The organism is Acetobacter sp., from assembly GCF_052102375.1.
In the GTDB taxonomy this organism is placed as follows: Bacteria; Pseudomonadota; Alphaproteobacteria; order Acetobacterales; family Acetobacteraceae; genus Acetobacter.
On the sequence record NZ_JBQDXI010000010.1, the window covers coordinates 1 to 16,459 of the forward strand.

Annotated in this window: 14 protein-coding genes and 1 pseudogene; 10 read left to right on the forward strand and 5 right to left on the reverse strand. The window is 54.6% G+C overall.

The features are described from left to right. Nucleotides 1-130: 130 nt before the first annotated feature. From ACTIDN_RS06045 to ACTIDN_RS06060, 4 genes are all read left to right on the forward strand, one after another. Nucleotides 131-1,504, forward strand: coding sequence for an amidase (locus tag ACTIDN_RS06045; RefSeq protein WP_441376343.1), 1,374 nt, complete (start codon nucleotides 131-133; stop codon nucleotides 1,502-1,504). 295 nt (nucleotides 1,505-1,799) lie between these two features. Beyond that, complete coding sequence (locus ACTIDN_RS06050) at nucleotides 1,800-2,366, forward strand: ferritin-like domain-containing protein (RefSeq protein WP_441376344.1); 567 nt, start codon at nucleotides 1,800-1,802, stop codon at nucleotides 2,364-2,366. Between the two features lie 51 nt (nucleotides 2,367-2,417). Further along, on the forward strand, nucleotides 2,418-3,179 hold the full coding sequence (locus ACTIDN_RS06055) for an SDR family NAD(P)-dependent oxidoreductase (protein WP_441376345.1): 762 nt from the start codon (nucleotides 2,418-2,420) through the stop codon (nucleotides 3,177-3,179). Nucleotides 3,180-3,370: 191 nt separating this feature from the next. Then, entirely contained in the window at nucleotides 3,371-4,639 is a 1,269-nt protein-coding gene (locus tag ACTIDN_RS06060; protein ID WP_441376346.1) for an exo-beta-N-acetylmuramidase NamZ family protein, read from the forward strand. Nucleotides 4,640-4,683: 44 nt separating this feature from the next. Here the strand turns inward: ACTIDN_RS06060 and ACTIDN_RS06065 are convergent, their stop codons facing one another. Next, complete coding sequence (locus ACTIDN_RS06065) at nucleotides 4,684-6,036, reverse strand: transglycosylase SLT domain-containing protein (protein WP_441376347.1); 1,353 nt, start codon at nucleotides 6,034-6,036, stop codon at nucleotides 4,684-4,686. 364 nt (nucleotides 6,037-6,400) lie between these two features. Here ACTIDN_RS06065 and ACTIDN_RS06070 point away from each other — a divergent pair, with 364 nt between their 5' ends. Then, the gene (locus tag ACTIDN_RS06070; RefSeq protein ID WP_441376348.1) at nucleotides 6,401-7,999 is read left to right on the forward strand and encodes an L-lactate permease; all 1,599 of its coding nucleotides are present in this window, start codon (nucleotides 6,401-6,403) and stop codon (nucleotides 7,997-7,999) included. A 99-nt stretch (nucleotides 8,000-8,098) separates the two neighbouring features. Here the strand turns inward: ACTIDN_RS06070 and ACTIDN_RS06075 are convergent, their stop codons facing one another. The 3 genes from ACTIDN_RS06075 to ACTIDN_RS06085 form a co-directional block, all read right to left on the reverse strand. Then, nucleotides 8,099-8,398, reverse strand: a complete 300-nt coding sequence (locus ACTIDN_RS06075) for a putative quinol monooxygenase (RefSeq protein ID WP_441376349.1) — start codon at nucleotides 8,396-8,398, stop codon at nucleotides 8,099-8,101. 68 nt (nucleotides 8,399-8,466) lie between these two features. Beyond that, a complete protein-coding gene (locus tag ACTIDN_RS06080; protein WP_441376350.1) occupies nucleotides 8,467-9,333 on the reverse strand; it encodes a TPM domain-containing protein in 867 nt (288 codons plus the stop codon). A gap of 38 nt (nucleotides 9,334-9,371) precedes the next feature. Further along, on the reverse strand, nucleotides 9,372-9,965 hold the full coding sequence (locus ACTIDN_RS06085; RefSeq protein ID WP_048838414.1) for a LemA family protein: 594 nt from the start codon (nucleotides 9,963-9,965) through the stop codon (nucleotides 9,372-9,374). A 181-nt stretch (nucleotides 9,966-10,146) separates the two neighbouring features. Here ACTIDN_RS06085 and rfaD point away from each other — a divergent pair, with 181 nt between their 5' ends. The 5 genes and pseudogenes from rfaD to ACTIDN_RS06110 all read left to right on the forward strand — a co-directional run bounded on the left by rfaD (nucleotide 10,147) and on the right by ACTIDN_RS06110 (nucleotide 14,791). Further along, nucleotides 10,147-11,127 (forward strand): ADP-glyceromanno-heptose 6-epimerase, encoded by a 981-nt coding sequence (gene rfaD, locus ACTIDN_RS06090; RefSeq protein WP_415507288.1) that lies wholly within the window; start codon nucleotides 10,147-10,149, stop codon nucleotides 11,125-11,127. 36 nt (nucleotides 11,128-11,163) lie between these two features. Then, the gene (gene lgt / locus ACTIDN_RS06095) at nucleotides 11,164-12,012 is read left to right on the forward strand and encodes a prolipoprotein diacylglyceryl transferase (protein ID WP_441376351.1); all 849 of its coding nucleotides are present in this window, start codon (nucleotides 11,164-11,166) and stop codon (nucleotides 12,010-12,012) included. Further along, nucleotides 11,987-13,047: pseudogene (locus ACTIDN_RS06100) on the forward strand (class I SAM-dependent methyltransferase). The gene lgt and the pseudogene ACTIDN_RS06100 overlap by 26 nt, the downstream one beginning before the upstream one ends. Continuing rightward, nucleotides 13,044-13,847, forward strand: coding sequence for a peptidoglycan editing factor PgeF (gene pgeF, locus ACTIDN_RS06105; RefSeq protein WP_441376352.1), 804 nt, complete (start codon nucleotides 13,044-13,046; stop codon nucleotides 13,845-13,847). Before ACTIDN_RS06100 ends, pgeF begins: the two are co-directional and overlap by 4 nt. Then, complete coding sequence (locus ACTIDN_RS06110; protein ID WP_441376353.1) at nucleotides 13,847-14,791, forward strand: hypothetical protein; 945 nt, start codon at nucleotides 13,847-13,849, stop codon at nucleotides 14,789-14,791. The genes pgeF and ACTIDN_RS06110 overlap by 1 nt, the downstream gene beginning before the upstream one ends. A 63-nt stretch (nucleotides 14,792-14,854) precedes the next feature. Here ACTIDN_RS06110 and ACTIDN_RS06115 read toward each other — a convergent pair whose 3' ends face one another. Further along, a complete protein-coding gene (locus ACTIDN_RS06115) occupies nucleotides 14,855-16,279 on the reverse strand; it encodes a transglycosylase SLT domain-containing protein (RefSeq protein WP_441376432.1) in 1,425 nt (474 codons plus the stop codon). Nucleotides 16,280-16,459: the final 180 nt, after the last annotated feature.

A 16,459-nucleotide genomic window follows, 5' to 3' on the forward strand; every position in this document is an offset into this window, starting at 1 on the left:
TGTCATCGTCTACACCTCCAATATTAAGGTGTTGCGACGACCGGTTGAATCCGCCGACTTTTTATTTTTTGCAAACACGCCGTTATAGGGCACAGTTCTGTGCAAGCCTGTTTTTGTGCGGAGTATCCCCATGCCTACCCCCTTCCTCCCCTTGCTCGACACGGCACGCGCTCTGGCACAAGGGCAGACAAACAGCCGCAGCTTGATTGAACAGGCTTTGGCACGCATTGCGGACCCGACAGGCGAAGGCCACAATACCTTTATTCACACTCACGCAGCGACCACACGCCAGCAGGCCGATACAATTGACAGGCACCGCAAGGCTGGCCACCCCCTGCCGCTTCTGGCAGGTATCCCCATGTCTGTAAAAGACCTGTTTGATGAAGCCGGGAGCCGTACCACGGCAGGCTCCCGCGTGTTAGCAGACGCACCTTTGGCGCAGCATGACGCCCCAGCGATAGCCTGTGCCAAACAAGCTGGCCTTGTTTCCATTGGCCGCACAACCATGACGGAATTTGCATTCTCTGGCGTTGGCATCAACCCGCATACCGGCACGCCCGCTAATCCGTGGGACCGTGCCCAGCGGCGCATTCCCGGTGGCTCATCGTCCGGTGCTGCCATTTCCGTCACGGACGGCATGGCCGCTGTTGGTGTTGGGAGTGACACAGGAGGCTCCTGCCGTATTCCCGCAGCCCTAACAGGTTTGGTCGGTTACAAACCCACCGCCAGACGCATCAGCACACAAGGCACCATACCCCTCTCCTTCACGCTTGATTCCGTTGGCAACATGGGTCGCACTGTGGCGTGTTGCTGGGCGACGGACCGTGCACTTTCCGGCAACGCCCCGCTCTGGACAGAATGCCCCACGGCAGACCGTGTTACTGCACCGCGCCTTGGTGTGCTCCAAACCTATGTTCTGGACGGTATGGACAACACCGTCAGCGCTACTTATCAGGCGGCGTTGCGCCGTCTGGAGCAGGCTGGTGCCATACTGCATGACGTAGAGTTTCCGGATTTGAAAACCCTACCCCATACCAATAGATTTGGGGGCTTCCCGGCACCTGAATCCTTGTCGTGGCATCAGGAGCTAATAGCAGACAAAGCCGCACTCTATGACCCCTTTGTCCTGAAACGTATTTTACGCGGCAAGGAGCAAAGTGCTGTAGACTACATCGCCCTCATGCAGGCGCGGCAAAAACTGATTACTCATGCAAGCACTCTGCTGCACGAGTATGATGCACTTATTTTCCCAACTGTACCTGTTATCGCACCACGCATCGCGGACCTGACGGAAGACGCGGTTTATACGCACACCAATCTACTTTTGCTCCGCAACCCAACTATTACGAATTTTCTGGATGGCTGCGCCATAAGCCTGCCTTGCCATACAGCAGGGACCGCCCCTGTTGGCCTGATGGCTATGCAGGTGCAGAACAAAGATGACCATCTTTTCAACACAGCATCGTGGCTGGAAGAAGCGTTACGCCCTGTAACGGGTCACTGACACCCCGCAGGACGGTAGGTGGAACAATACTGCCGCAGCATACCGTCTCTACGTTCTCAAAGTTTATTTTGGTGTGTTGCCCATCATGGTGGCGCACTAAAATAAACTTTAGAAAAACGAAACTTACAAAAACACTAATTTTTAGAACAGTATTTCAAAATAAGTTTTGTTCAGTTTTTATGAAAAAACTTCAACAGCCAGAAAAAATGCAACCATCCCCCAGACAATCTGTTCTGACCAGCAGATTATCCTGCCTGACAGGATAGAACTGCAAATTCATGAACAGGAAATCACCATGGCAAAGGCTTCTGACAACAGCTTTCTGACGGATGTGCAAACGCTTCGTGAGCGCGCAAAGAAGTCCATTGAAAAAGGGGCTGTAACCCCAACCTACGAGGGCGATGTGCAAACGGCCATTGACCTGCTGCAAACAGTTGTTGCGACTGAGCTGGTGTGCGTGCTGCGCTATACCATGCACTCGATTTCTGTTGAGGGCTTAACGAGCGAAAGTATTGCAAACGAATTTGCAACCCACGCCAAGGAAGAACGGGCACACATGCTGGCTGCGGCCAACCGTATTGACCAACTGGGCGGCATTCCCAACTTTGACCCCGAAGGTCTGGCCACTCGTTCTGCCAGCGAATACGGCAAAGGTGGTACGCTTGTAGAAATGGTACGCCAGAACCTGGTAGCAGAACGCCTGGTTATTGAACATTACCGTGAATTGATACGCTATTTTGGCGACAAAGACCCGACAACGCGTATCATGCTTGAGCATATTCTGGCAGAAGAAGAAGAACATGCAACAGACATGCACGACCTGCTGGTTGCGCATGAAGGAAAGCCCTTCCTGAAAAGCTAATTCATCTCTAAATTTCTTTATTTTTTAGTATATTATGAAAAAGGTTTGGTCATGACTATTCAGGCGGCAGGTCGGGTTGCGGGCAAGGTTACCGTTATTACGGGCGCAGCGCGTGGCATGGGGCGCGCTACAGCAGAACGCTTTGCCCGGGAAGGTGCAAAGCTTGTCCTAAATGATCGTGACCAAGCACCTTTGGAGGAACTGGCCAACCACCTAAAGGCCGGTGGCGCGGAGGTTATTGCTGTGGCTGGAGATGTCGCGAGCGAGGCCGATATCAAACGCCTTATGGCAGACGCCATCAGTGCTTTTGGTGGCATTGATATTCTGGTTGCGAATGCCGGAGTTATTCCTGAAGCAGATCTGGCCTCTGCTACTGTTGACCTGTGGGACCACACAATGGCTGTAGATGGCCGCGGCATGTTTCTGTCCTGCAAATATGCTGCGGCTGAGATGGTCAAGGCAGGCCGTGGTGTCATTGTTTGCCTATCCTCCATTTCTGCTTTTGCTGGCCAGAAAGGGCAAGCTGTTTACGGACCTGCTAAATTTGTGGCCTCCGGTCTCACAAAACATCTGGCCATTGATCTGGCCGACAAGGGGGTACGGGTAAACGCCGTTGCACCCGGCACTATTGATACGCCTGCGGTTGCAGGTTTGGGGAAGGACGGGATTGAAAAAGTTGTTTCCATGCATCCTCTTGGCCGTATGGGAAAACCTGAGGAAGTTGCAAACGCCATTCTCTTTCTTGCATCAGACGAAGCATCCTTCATCACAGGAGCAGTCCTCCCGGTCGATGGTGGTTACTTGGCTCAGTAGATACTGAAACACAACACGCCTGTCTTTACCTGCAAAAGAGGAGATAAAATCACCTCTTTTGCAGTACTATGATATTAGCCATACGCTCTGCCTCCTCCTGACACGAAAATCATTTCCTTCCCGAAATTGAGTATATTTGGCATACTCCCCCTCCCGTTGGTCATCCTCATTCAAACGGCAGGTGCCAAGTCATGCGTTCTTTTTCCCGGCGTTCTGTTTTACAGGCAGGCATCCAGCTTTCCGCTGGTAGTATTTTGTCCAAACACGCGCTTGCACAGTGTTCATCCAAAAGTCTCACCAAAGTTCAAACGGGCTTTGAAACCCTTAGGCAAGACCATTACGCCCCGTTAAAAGGCCACAAGGTTGGCATTGTGGCAAACACAGCCAGTGTAGATGCTACTTTGCAGTCTGTGGTTGACTGCCTGCACCAAAGTCCTGCTGTACACCTTCAAGCCATTTTTGGGCCAGAACACGGTTTTAGAGGCAGCGCTAGAGAAGGCTATGCTGAACCCCAGAGCGTAGATGCCCGCACAGGTTGCACCGTGTACGATATTTACATGAAAACGGGGAAAAACCTTCAGGATATCTTAAAAAATTCCGGTATAACCTGTCTTGTTTTTGATATTCAGGACGTTGGCGCGCGGTTTTATACTTACATCTGGACCCTGTTTGACTGCCTTGAGGCGTGCGCCCAGCTCCAACTTCCGCTTATTGTGCTTGACCGCCCCAACCCTCTTTCCGGGCAAGATGCTACAGGCCCTGTTCTGGAACCTTCTCTGGCTTCCTTTGTAGGCCGCGCTCCTATTGCACTCCGGCATGGCATGACACTGGCTGAACTCGCCAAGCTTTTTAATGCGCAGTTCATTCCCACACGAGCAGGGCGACCGGCACCGCTGGAGGTTATTCCACTTTCGGGGTGGCAAAGGTCCCAATTTTTTGATGAGACAGGCCTGCCATGGTGCCCCCCAAGCCCCAACATGCCAACACCACTCACAGCCCTACTGTACCCCGGCACCTGTCTATTTGAAGGGACACGCTTCTCGGTTGGGCGAGGCACAGCACTCCCGTTTCAATATCTAGGGGCGGATCAGCCTGACGGGAGCAAATGGGCCGACCATATCCAGCAGCAAAGCCACCCTGGCAGTGCTGTGCGAGATGTCTGGTTTACACCTCTAGCTGGGCCTTTTAGCAATACCTTGCTGCATGGTATTCATTGTACGGCAACGGATCGTAGCTGTTTCGACCCCATAACCGCTGGTCTGACTTTTTTGAGAAGTGCTCAGGCTCTTTCTCAAACATCAATATGGCGCGGCGATGGGCATTTTTTCGACCAGCTTTGCGGGTCTTCCAAACTCCGCCCTCTCTTGGCACGCGGTGCAGATATAGCCACTCTGGCAGGTTCGTGGGAAAAAGACCTTACGGCTTTCCGTGCGCTGCGCCAGCAATTCCTTCTTTATTAATCCTAGATCGAAAAAATCTACTCTTCAAAAAACAATAATACCAGTTAACCATTTTTTACAGGAATACAGGGCACGGAACTGGCATGCAGAATTTGGCAGACACCGGAAATCTGTGTCCGGTTCTCTGCAACAAGTTGCGCCCGGTAAAAAGATTTTCCCGAAACCTGCACAGGCCGAACTGCCGGCGTTGCATGGAGCGAACGTGATGCCAGAACTCGTGTGCTTTTCTCCGCAACACGCTTCGCTTCTGCATAAGTTGAAAACGCCCCAACCTGCACGGTTCCCTGCTGACCATTATAGGGTACGCCCCCAAGCTGGTGACCAGAAAACCCAATAGCGGGTGTGACTGAGGCTATGGCCTGCCTCGGTTGCAATGTAAGGGGCTTTACACCGCGTGGAAGCGAAGTGGCGGCTGTATTAGAGGCGAGCGGTAGCGCACTTGCTTTATACGTTGCCGGACGCGGCGCTGCGAGGGCTGCAACCTGAACCGCTTGGGCTGGTTGCGGCACGCCATACGTATTGCCTGCTTCTGGCTCACTCTCTCCAACTGGGGCACTTGCACTGTCGGCCTGTGCAATGGCCGTAACTGGTGCAGGTGTTTCAGGCACTGGGTCTGGATGAGGAGTATCCCGGTCCATCAGGCAAGCGCCTGTTGGGTCATATTCGGCGTTAGGGTCGCGCAGGCAGCCGTCAGCGGTACGTGTTAGGTCTGTACGGGTATAATAGGACTCTGGCGCTGTGCTGGTAGCCCCTGTCTGCTGCACAGGCACAGGTGCCCAGTCACCCCGCACCGCAACGCCACCGCCAAGATTAGGCGTAATGGCAGCCACATAATTCACAGTTTCATCCGGCAGGGGCCGACCATTGCTCAAATAGTCATCCACCCGGCTTGGGCCAGCGTTATAGGCAGCCAGAAAACCCGGTGCGCCGTATTTATCATACATAAGGCGAATATAGGCAGCACCTGCTATAATGTTATCATGCGGGTCATATGGGTCGGAGCCAAGGTTATACTGGCTTTGCATATCCGCGTAGGTAGCGGGCATAAGCTGCATCAACCCCATAGCCCCGGCACCGGATGTTGTAAGCTGCCCGCCAAGATACTGCTTCCCCCCGGACTCCTGATGCATGACAGCACGGATCCATGTTTCAGGAATGGCGAAACGCTTGGCAGACTGTTTGATGTAAGGGCCCCACGGGTCACTCGCTGTACCCGGCGCAACGTAGGAGGGCGATGACGGCCGCGCTGCAAACCCACGCGCTGCCCACGCCTGTGAAACTTCACGGTATAAACGGTAAGACTCAGCCCCTGCCTTACTGGGCGGTGCTACGCTGACAACCATGGCAGTCCAGAACGTGGCCGCACAGCAATGCTTGAGCACGCCAGAGAATGGCACACCTCCGCATCGGGCATCCCGGCTAAAGGGCGCCTGCCTTTTTGTTCTTCCGCCCTTGCCGCTGGTTTGCATACTCCACGCCTAACACTTTTATAGACCATAAGGTGACTGACATGACATTCCGGCAATTTTTCGGCGGCCACCTGTTACGTTTTTTGTGAACTTTCCGTTCAATGCTGACGGATGTACGCCCAAGGCATTCCTACAGTAAACGCATCCTAGCATACGTTGTAAGCCGCAACGGGCTGGATGCTCACGAAGTGTTACACAGAAACGTGACGTGCCTAATTTTGCATAACAGCCATTATACATCCGACCTTCCCTCTGCAGGAAGCAACTTTGTCTTTATTTAAAAGAGCCTGCCATGTTTGCTCAGCCTCTTGTGCCTTTTGGGAACAGCCTTGTTCTCTCTTTCCTTCTCGCCGCATCTCCCATTTTTGTAACGCTTATCATGATGGGGGTTTTGCGCCGTCCTGCATGGCAGGCAACGCTGGGCGGCCTGATTATCGGTCTTGTCATGGCGGTAACGGTCTGGAAACTTCCAGTTTCTCTCGCCTTTGCCAGCATTACAAACGGTATGGTGTTCTCTTTCCTACCCGTTATGTGGATTGCGCTTAGCGCCCTGTTTCTGTTCAATATTGCAACCCAGACAGGCCGGTTTGATGCCTTCCGCATGTGGATTATCAAACATCTCCCCAATGACCGCCGCGTCATGCTCGTGGTGTTAGGCTTCTGCTTTAGCGCCGCACTAGAAGGCGTTGCCGGGTTTGGTACACCTGTTGCCATCACCAGCGCTTTGCTGATTATGCTTGGCTTCCCGGCCCTTGAAGCACTGACCTATGTGTTGATTTTTAACTCAGCACCTGTGGCTTTTGGCGGGCTGGGTATTCCCATTACAGTACTTTCCTCCATTACAGGGCTGCCAGCGCCTGTGCTTGGTAGCACAATTGGGCTGCAACTTGCGCCGTTTGCCTGCCTTATTCCATTTTATGTGGTGGCACTTTATGCGGGCTGGCGTTCTATTAAGCAGCTTTGGCCCGTACTGCTGGTAGCTGGCGGCAGTTTTGCGCTGACCATGGTGCTGGTTTCAACCTATATTAGCTACAACTTGAGCAACGTTCTGTCCTCCAGTGTGTCTTTGGTTGTCACCATTCTGTTTCTTAAAGTTTGGTCTCCCCAGCCTGACGCCGCTTATGCCATTGATGCGGCACACCTGACACAGGCACCTGCAAAAGCCGGTGCATGGCAAGGCCCACACTGGCAGGGCTGGATTCCCTGGATTGTGGTTATTCTGGTGGTTATTATCTGGGATACCCTGCACCTTTCAAAAATTGGTGCAACGCCTGTTCATTGGCCCGGTTTGGACAAACAGGTTTTTATCTCCCTTTATCAAAAGCCGTATGCCGCAATCTGGAACTTTGAGCCGTTGGGCACGGGCACAGCCATTTTTGTCTCTGCCATTCTGACGGCCTTACTGACCGGGGCTTCAGCAAAACAGTTCAGTGCAGCTTTGGTCACAACCGCCAAACAGGGCTGGCTTGCAGTTATTACCGTGGCCCTCACAATCGGCTTGGCTTTCCTGATGAACTATTCCGGCATGACCTATACTTTGGGTTATGGGGTTGCTTCCACCGGCGTACTGTTCCCTCTGGTTTCTGTCTTCCTCGGGTGGATTGCCGTCTTCCTGACGGGAAGCGATACCTCAGGCAATGCGCTGTTTGGTAACCTGCAAGTTGCCGCTGCACACCAGCTTTCACTTGACCCTGTGTTGTTTGCCTCCGCCAACTCCGCCGGTGGCGTCATGGGGAAAATGATCTCCCCTCAGAACATCACCACCGGGGTGGCTGTTACCTCTCTTAAAGGGCAGGAAGGTGTTGTACTGGCCCGCACCTTCAAGCACAGTGTTTTTCTGACGCTGCTGATGGGGCTTGTGGTCGTGTTTCAGCAATATGTTCTGAGATAACGCTTTACCCAACCACGCACAAAAAAAGGCGGAGCCAAATTGGCCCCGCCTTTTTTATAGTAACTTGCCCATAGTCTCCTACAAGCTGCGCTAACGCGCTCAGGCTACAAGAGGCTGAAGGATATACACTGAAAGAGGTTCTGCCACCTTATCTTTCAGGCTCTCAACCAAAGTTTTGAAATGGGGCGTGTCCATATGGGCCTGCAAGGCCTCACGGCTGCTCCAGCGCTCAATGAAAACAAAGGTCTGGGCATCATCCAGATCTCTGTTTGGCACATACTGCAAATTGGTGGCTTCAGCGCGGGATTCCGGCACACACGCCACCATGGCTGCGGCAACGTCTTTTTCCGCACCCGGTTTGGCTTTAACCCGAGCCACTACTGTAATTTCCTGTGACATGATGCATCCATTTCTGATTGAAGGCTGAAAACCGGCACTTTAAGGCAAACTGTGCTGACAGGCTATGCTTACCAGCTATCCCGTGAACCACCCCCACCGGAACTACCGCCACCGGCACGGAAAGACCCACCACTGGAACTGCCGCCACTACCGCCGCCTCCACGCCCTCCGCCTTGCAAAAAGGCTGAGAGAATATTGAGAATAAGGTTTAGCCAGAAGCCCCATGTGGCGCTGCGCTCCTGCTGGGCCTGTGGGTCCGCAAAACCGGGGTTCTGCAGTTTCTGCCGCCGGGCACGCCGTATAAGATAGAGAGGCAGCACCACAAACAGCAGAATGACCACAACTAAACCCGTGAGACCTTCCCACGCATCTGTTGTGGCATCAACCGGGGATTGTGGAGATGTGTCCTCTGCATTTTTGAGAAGTGCTGCCATACCATCCAGTATGCCATTCAGGGCATTTGCATACTGCCCTGCTTTCAGAGCAGGGCGTGCAGCCCGCAGCAGGTCATTACTTTGCAGGTCTGTCAGGACGCCTTCAAGCCCATACCCGACCTCAATGCGCGACTGCCTGCTTTCCACTGCCAGAATAATCAGCACACCATTATCATGGCCTTTGCGGCCTAGGCCGGTGTTCTGAAATGTCTCGTTGGCGTAAGCATCAATATCGTCAACATGACCGGGCAGATCAATGGCAATCTGCGGGTTACCGGGCAGGCTTTGGGAGAGTGTAAAGAGTTTCTGACTTAAAGCCGCTTCTTCATCTGCACTCAATACATGCTGAGGGTCTGTCACCCAGCGTTGCAACGTGGGCGCAGCAGTCTGGGCACATGCCATGCTGCCACCAAGAACCAGTACGCAGCAGACAGCCACCCCCAGACCAAACCACCGTGGCAGACGGGAAGACACGCGCTCAAAGCCAGAAAATAGTTTCATCAAACCCTGCCCTACAAACGGTAACCCACAACCCAGTTTTAGTGTTTGGAGAAGTCCACCACAGGGGGGGTCTGTGCTTCTGGAGAGGCTTCGTAATAAACCCGCTTATGGAAGCCCAGCATGTTGGCAATCAGGTTGCCGGGAAAGTGCGCAACAGTCTGGTTATACGCCAGAATGGATTTTTGCAGGCGTTGACGGGCAACGGTAATACGGTTCTGTGAGCCTTCAAGCTGAACCATCAGGCTTTTGAAGTTTTCATTAGCCTGCAACTGTGGAGACTGCTCAACCACCGCATTGATGGCCTTGATCTGCTGTGCGTTGCGGGTTTGTGCTTCCAGAATTTTTTGCTGGAGGGCAGCGTCATCCAGTTTGGTCGGGTCAATCTTGTTCAGCGCGGCCTCGCCTGAGCGGGCGTTGGCGTAATCTGTCAGCGTATCATGCTCATGCGTTGCATAGCCTTTGACAGTGTTCACCAGATTAGGGATGAGGTCAGACTGGCGCTGCACTTCGTTTTGCAACTGGCCCATCTGTTCCTGCACGTTCTGGTCTACGCCCATAAAACGGTTATAGCTGGACCCAGCGATAAAAATAAGACCGACAAGAATGATTGCCGGTATAAGAAGCTTCTTCATCAAGAAATCCCTATAATCATCATCTAAGGCTACTGGGGCAATACCAGTCCGGCTTACCTCAACACCTTTCCTGCTGCCCTTTTACCCTAAAAACTTCAAAGCAATATCTTAAAATAAAAAGCGCGCAGGAAGTGCGCTTGGCATCTTGGAGCAAACAGAGCACCGCTTTATAGTCCGGGTCATGATTATCATCACCGGTGGCGCCGGCTTTATCGGCTCGTATCTTCAGGCAGCCCTCGCCAAGCGCGGGCTTGAAACCCTTATTGTGGACTGGCTTGGCTCTGACCTGAAATGGCGGAACCTTGCAGCCCACCCGCCTGCGCGCATTATTGCGCCGGAAGATCTGGACGCCTTCCTGCTGACCAACCCCAAAGTGGAAGCTATTTTCCACATGGGGGCCATTAGCGAGACCACCGCGCGTGATGCAGACCTTGTGTGGCGTACCAATGTGGCGCTGTCCCACAAATTGTGGAACTGGTGCACCCGCAACAAGGTACGTTTCATTTACGCCTCTTCCGCTGCCACTTACGGTGCCGCTGACAAGCCTGAACTCTTTTCTGATGCACCGGCACGCCTCAGCACGCTTGAACCCCTTAACCTGTATGGGTGGTCAAAGCATGTTTTTGATCAGCAGGTCATGAAAATGCTCAAGCAGCGTGCGCCAAGCCCGCCGCAATGGGCCGGGCTGAAGTTCTTTAACGTCTATGGCCCCAATGAATACCACAAGGGAAAAATGATCTCTGTGGTCAAGGTCAAGTATGACGAGGTCAAGGCTGGCAAACCCGCCCGCCTGTTCCGTTCTGACCGTCCTGATATTGCAGATGGCCAGCAGTCCCGTGACTTTGTTTGGGTCGGGGATGTGGTGGATGTCATGCTATGGCTTTATGATACGCCCACAGTTTCTGGCCTGTTCAACTGTGGCAGCGGCACTGCCCGCTCCTACCTCGATCTGGCCCACGCCGTATGCGATGCTGCGGGCATGCCACGTCAGGTAGAGTTTATTGATATGCCGGAAAGCCTACGTGGCCAGTACCAGTCCTACACACAGGCAGACCTGACACGTCTGCGGGCCGCAGGCTATTCTAAACCCTTTACCTCCCTTGAAGACGGCATACGCCATTATGTGCAGGACTATTTGGCAACGCCTAATCCCTACGTATAACCCTTCTCTGTTTCCTGCCTGACCGGATACCGTCCCATGCTGCCCGTTCTCCTTTTCCCTCAGTTTGACCCGGTGCTGGTGCATCTGGGGCCTTTGACCATCCGCTGGTATGCCCTTTCCTATATTGTCGGCATTGTGCTGGGTATTGCCCTGTTACGCAGGCTGGTTGTGCTGGCCCCCCGCGTATGCAGCCCGGAGCAGGCGGATGACTTCCTGGGGTGGGTCACGATGGGCGTGCTGCTTGGGGGCCGCCTGGGCTATGTGCTGTTCTACCAGCCCGGATATTACCTGACACACCCGCTCAGCATGCTGGAAGTGTGGCATGGAGGAATGTCGTTTCATGGCGGCGCGCTAGGGGTCATTATTGCCATGGCGCTGTTCTCTTGGCGCAATAAGCTCAATTTTCTGGCCTTCGCGGACCGTGGCACCGTAGCCGTGCCCATAGGGCTGGCGCTCGGGCGTATGGCAAACTTCATTAACGGAGAGCTCTGGGGGCGGGAAGCACCCGCCAGCCTGCCTTGGGCCATGATTTTCCCGGATGCGGGTGGAATACCCCGTCACCCCTCCCAGCTTTATGAAGCCCTGACGGAGGGTGTGCTGCTCTTTACCATCATGTTCATTGCCTCCCGCAAACAGAGCATACGGGAGCGGCCCGGCTTTCTGGCTGGTCTGTTCTTGGCTGGATACGGGTGCGCTCGTAGTTTTTGCGAATTCTTCCGTGAGCCGGACTCCTTTCTGGGGTTTCTGCCCGGCGGCATAACAATGGGGCAACTTCTGTGTGTGCCCATGATTGTAGCGGGTGTAGCCCTTATGGTGCATGCACGCAGCAAACCGACCTATGCAGGCCTGCCTGAGCCCGATGTCACACCAGCCTCAGCATCATAAAACTGATCCAGCCGTTTTGCCTGAGGGCGCTGAACGGCTGGACATTTTCATGGCGCGCGCCAACGCGCAGTATTACGCCACCCACCCGCTTCTCTCAGACTTTGTGACAGCTCCAGAACTCTCTCAGGTTTTTGGAGAGCTTATAGGCGCTTGGGCCGTTGCCGTCTGGCAGAGCATGGGCAGTCCTTCCCCCTTTATTCTTGCAGAAGCGGGGCCAGGGCGCGGCACGCTTATGGCGGATGCTCTGCGCCTGATAACCCAGCTTGTACCGGATATGGCCGATGCCGCCCGTGTGCATCTGGTTGAAACATCGCCACTCATGCAGCGCGCGCAGGCTGATGCCCTGCGTCCCTACACATCGCCACTCTGGCACAACGGCATTGAAGACCTACCAGCCGGGCCCATGATCCTGCTGGCCAACGAGTTTCTGGACGCACTACCCATCCGGCAGTTTGAGCATAGTCCTGCCACCGGCTGGCAGGAACGTTACGTGACAGACGGTACATTCCATCTCGTGCCCTGCGCTGCCCCAAGCCTGCCAGATGACCGCACGTTTGAAGATAATGTGGTTGTTGAAGTATGCGAGCCAGCCCTTGCAATAGCCCGCTCACTCGGGCAGCGCTTTACCCATTCGCCCGGTGCTGCGCTGTTTCTTGATTATGGCCACTTTTCACACCTGACGGGTGACTCGCTTCAGGCCCTGCGAAAGGGACATCCAGCACCTCCCCTTGAAGCCCCCGGCACGGCAGACCTGACAGCCCATGTCGATTTTACAGCTTTTGCCGCAGCCGCCCGAGGGGGCGGTGCAAAAGTATGTGGCGCCGTCACACAAGGAGCATTTTTATGTGCTTTGGGGTTAATGGAACGCACTGAGCAACTTGCACGCAAGGCTCACCCAACAACAGCCGCTGCCTTGCGTCAGGCTGCGGACCGTCTGGCTGCGCCAGAGAGAATGGGGCATCTTTTCCGGGTTATGGCCCTGACATCGCCCTCTCTCCCAACGCCACCAGCTTTATGAAAGGACCAGCAGCATGACTCTCGACACAGGTAAAAATGGCCCCCTGCTCTCCCCGTTGACAAGCCCGCTCCTTACGCAGGCACGGCACGGCTTTTTTACACGGGAAGGCGGCGTTTCCACTGGTCCTTATGCAAGCCTGAACTGCTCCACCCGGTCTGGTGACACACCAGAAAACCTGACCGAAAATCGTGCCCGCGTTGCACAGTGGATAGGGGTTTCAGCCTCGTCTTTACTGGGGGTCACGCAGGTGCATGGTGCACATGTCATCACAGCCCAGACCCCGTGGCCGGCAGGAAGCGGCGGTGAGGCAGACGCCATGGTCACCACCAATCCTGATATTGCCCTTGGCACTATTACGGCAGACTGTGCGCCTGTGCTTTTTGCCTCAACAGATGGGCGGGTGGTCGGTGCGGCTCATGCTGGTTGGCGAGGGGCTCTGGCCGGTGTTCTTGAAGCAACACTACAGGCCATGCAGGCGCTTGGCGCAGAGGCCAAAGATATACAGGCCGTAGTAGGCCCCTGCATTGCACAGGAAAGCTACGAAACCGGTGAAGACATGCGGTCTGCCATTACATCTGCCTACCCAAAGGCTGCACAATTTTTTGCCCCCGGCCAACGGCCTGGCCATTTTCAGTTTGATCTTGCGGGCTGGTGTGTTTTTCGCCTCCGGCATGCAGGTGTAGGGCAAGCCGCCGCTTTGGGGGTTGATACGCTTACGGACGACAAACGCTTTTTCAGCCACCGCAGACGCACGTTGGCAGGTGGTGGTCCCATTGGGCACCAGATTTCAGTTATTGCACCGGGAGTGAACCGCTAATGCTGCGTCCCCTACGCCATGCCTGCCTCCCGTTTTCAGCGCTTTTTCTGCTGGCAGGCTGCATTGACGTGCCACACCCTTTTTCCAACCCCGGCAAGGCCGCCAAGGAATTAGCGGGGAATGCCCCTCCAGCGCGGTTGGATGTACCAACCCCTACGGAAGCCCTGCTTCCGCAAGCAGGTGCACAGCTCTGGTCCAAAGCGGTTGCTGAGGAATTATTGCAGCAGACTATTCCTGCCATGGCCCAACCTGTACGCGCCGGAGACTGGTGGTTGAAAATGCGGGCGAAAACGCAAGGGGATCAGGTCATTCCTGTTTACATGGTCATGACCCCCAAAAATACCATCCGTGCCACGCAGGAAGGCGCACCCGTGTCAGCAGCCCTCTGGTCAACGGCAGATGCACAAACACTTCATGCTGTAGCGGTGGATGCTGCCCCCCGCATTACGTCTGTTCTGACCGGCATTCAGGCTGACGATATGGAAAAAGACCCCAAGAGCCTGAAGCACCGGGCCGCACGCGTTTATTTCACAGGGGTTGAAGGGGCACCGGGAGACGGCAATATTTCTCTGGCGCGGTCATTTGTCACATGGTTCAGCAAAACGCCAGATGCCGTACAGAACACTCCTGAAAATGCAGATTATACCGTAACCGGCAAGGTCAAGCTTTCTCCCGGCCCGGTTGGCACTACCCATCACCCACAGGAACATATTGAGATTGTTTGGCGTGTAACGGACAAAGCCGGAAAAGAAGCCGGAGCTGCAACGCAGCTTCATGATATTGAGGCCCATTCGCTCGACCATTACTGGGGGGATGTTGCCATAGTAGCCGCACAGGAAGCGGCGGCTGCGGTCGATCAGATTATTGACCGATACTCTGGCCGCGAAAATGCACCATTGGCACATAACACCCAGCCAGCAGAAAACGTAAAAGCAAATAAATAAGATACTCCTTACAAAAAATGGCGCTTAAAGCGCCATTTTTCAGGAGGTAGTGCCTCGCAGTAGTCAGGATTGGGATGTTGGCGACACCACCACACACCCACTCAGGCTACGGCAGGCTGCGACTGCATCATCATGAGACAGGTTTGTTAAACGAGCCCTATACAAACGGCTCTTTTTAACCTGAACCGTAGCGACCTGCGCTTTAGCGCCGGACAAGGCACTGCTTGCTTTTGTTTTGGCATGCCCAGTTGCCTGCTGGGCGAGTGACGCCGACCCGAAAGCTCCCACCTGAATGGCCCAGTTTTTAGGGGTGTTGGCTCTCATCCTACTGCTTTGCAACGGGGCAGGCTCAGCCATTGCTGGAGAAACAAGGTGTAAATGCTTACCGGTTGGTGGCGTTACAGGAGCCTGCTGCTGTGGCGTTGTAACTGCAGCTACACGCAGGACGGGCGCATTATCAGACGCCACGGCATCGTCTGACGATGTGTCCTCAGAGGGGTTGGGCACAGGATCAGAGGCATCAACCGCTTGGGCAACCTGTACCGGCGCAGAGGCTGAAGGGGCTGCCTGTCCGTCAGCCGCAAGACGCTTCGCCCAGACGGAACTGACATCGTTCCGCGCTGTTGTGGTGGCAGTGTTACGCGCTAGCGGGTGCCAGTCAGCACCGTAAGTTGAGGTACCCGCGCCGGTACCAGCGCTGGCAACCTGCACGGGCTGCGTGGCTGCGCCCCCTGCAGAACGGTTTGCCCAAGCTGTGCTCACTGCACTGGTAGCACTATTGGTCAGAACAGGCTGATAAGACTGTGCCATGGAGTCATGACTGGCAACCAGAATATCCGCCTGTGATCTGTTAGCCGGGGAGATCCCAACTATTTTCCGGCCAATTGCCGCCACATAGTTACGTGTTTCACGCGGCAAAATACGGTTGCGGGTAATAAAGTCTTCCAAACGGCCCGGCCCTGCATTGTAAGCCGCCAAGAAACCGGGAGAGCCATAGGTATCATACATCTGCCGCAAATAGGCGGTGCCAGCCATAATGTTGTCATGCGGCTCATAAGCATCTGAGCCAAGGTTATAGGCCGCGCGCATTTCATCATAAGTGGGGGGCATAAGCTGCATCAAACCCATAGCGCCGGGCGCAGAGGTGACAAAGCTACCGTTGTGGAACAGCCTTCCGCCTGATTCCTGCTGCATGACGGCACGCACCCACACTTCCGGCACGTCAAAGCGCTTAGCCGCCTCCTGAATGTAGGGACCCCAAGGATCTTCCGGCGGGCCGGGCGGGGCATAATAGGAGCGCGCGTGGGCGCGATATTGGGCTGCTTCTTCTGCCACGGGAACCGATGGGCCACCCGTGGGCTGCCCGGCGCATGCCGCCAGAAAACCAAGCAGGCCCAGCACAGGGGTGGTACGCACAAGACGACGCAACACCTTACGCCCTGACTGTGCTGAGACAGTCTGAATTTGGATTTTTAGCCCGGTTATCATGGCTTGCATACGCCCTGCCTTAAAGACGAGGAGTACTCGTACCGGACAGACCGGAAGCGCTCCCGAGAGTCTATGGTAAGAAAATCTTTTAAATATCTATAACGGCTGCCCTTGCCGTGCAACATGAACTGGCCCGTCCGTATGATCCCGCTGGACAAACGGTTGCGGCTAAAAGCCTGA

What these genes read in the sequence shown, in the direction of transcription:
- ACTIDN_RS06115 (WP_441376432.1), bottom strand. Translation starts at nt 16,279, where the DNA reads ATGATAACCGGGCTAAAAATCCAAATTCAGACTGTCTCAGCACAGTCA.
- rfaD (WP_415507288.1), top strand. Translation starts at nt 10,147, where the DNA reads ATGATTATCATCACCGGTGGCGCCGGCTTTATCGGCTCGTATCTTCAG.
- ACTIDN_RS06045 (WP_441376343.1), top strand. Translation starts at nt 131, where the DNA reads ATGCCTACCCCCTTCCTCCCCTTGCTCGACACGGCACGCGCTCTGGCA.
- ACTIDN_RS06070 (WP_441376348.1), top strand. Translation starts at nt 6,401, where the DNA reads ATGTTTGCTCAGCCTCTTGTGCCTTTTGGGAACAGCCTTGTTCTCTCT.
- lgt (WP_441376351.1), top strand. Translation starts at nt 11,164, where the DNA reads ATGCTGCCCGTTCTCCTTTTCCCTCAGTTTGACCCGGTGCTGGTGCAT.
- ACTIDN_RS06110 (WP_441376353.1), top strand. Translation starts at nt 13,847, where the DNA reads ATGCTGCGTCCCCTACGCCATGCCTGCCTCCCGTTTTCAGCGCTTTTT.
- ACTIDN_RS06050 (WP_441376344.1), top strand. Translation starts at nt 1,800, where the DNA reads ATGGCAAAGGCTTCTGACAACAGCTTTCTGACGGATGTGCAAACGCTT.
- ACTIDN_RS06060 (WP_441376346.1), top strand. Translation starts at nt 3,371, where the DNA reads ATGCGTTCTTTTTCCCGGCGTTCTGTTTTACAGGCAGGCATCCAGCTT.
- ACTIDN_RS06085 (WP_048838414.1), bottom strand. Translation starts at nt 9,965, where the DNA reads ATGAAGAAGCTTCTTATACCGGCAATCATTCTTGTCGGTCTTATTTTT.
- ACTIDN_RS06080 (WP_441376350.1), bottom strand. Translation starts at nt 9,333, where the DNA reads ATGAAACTATTTTCTGGCTTTGAGCGCGTGTCTTCCCGTCTGCCACGG.
- ACTIDN_RS06075 (WP_441376349.1), bottom strand. Translation starts at nt 8,398, where the DNA reads ATGTCACAGGAAATTACAGTAGTGGCTCGGGTTAAAGCCAAACCGGGT.
- ACTIDN_RS06055 (WP_441376345.1), top strand. Translation starts at nt 2,418, where the DNA reads ATGACTATTCAGGCGGCAGGTCGGGTTGCGGGCAAGGTTACCGTTATT.
- pgeF (WP_441376352.1), top strand. Translation starts at nt 13,044, where the DNA reads ATGACTCTCGACACAGGTAAAAATGGCCCCCTGCTCTCCCCGTTGACA.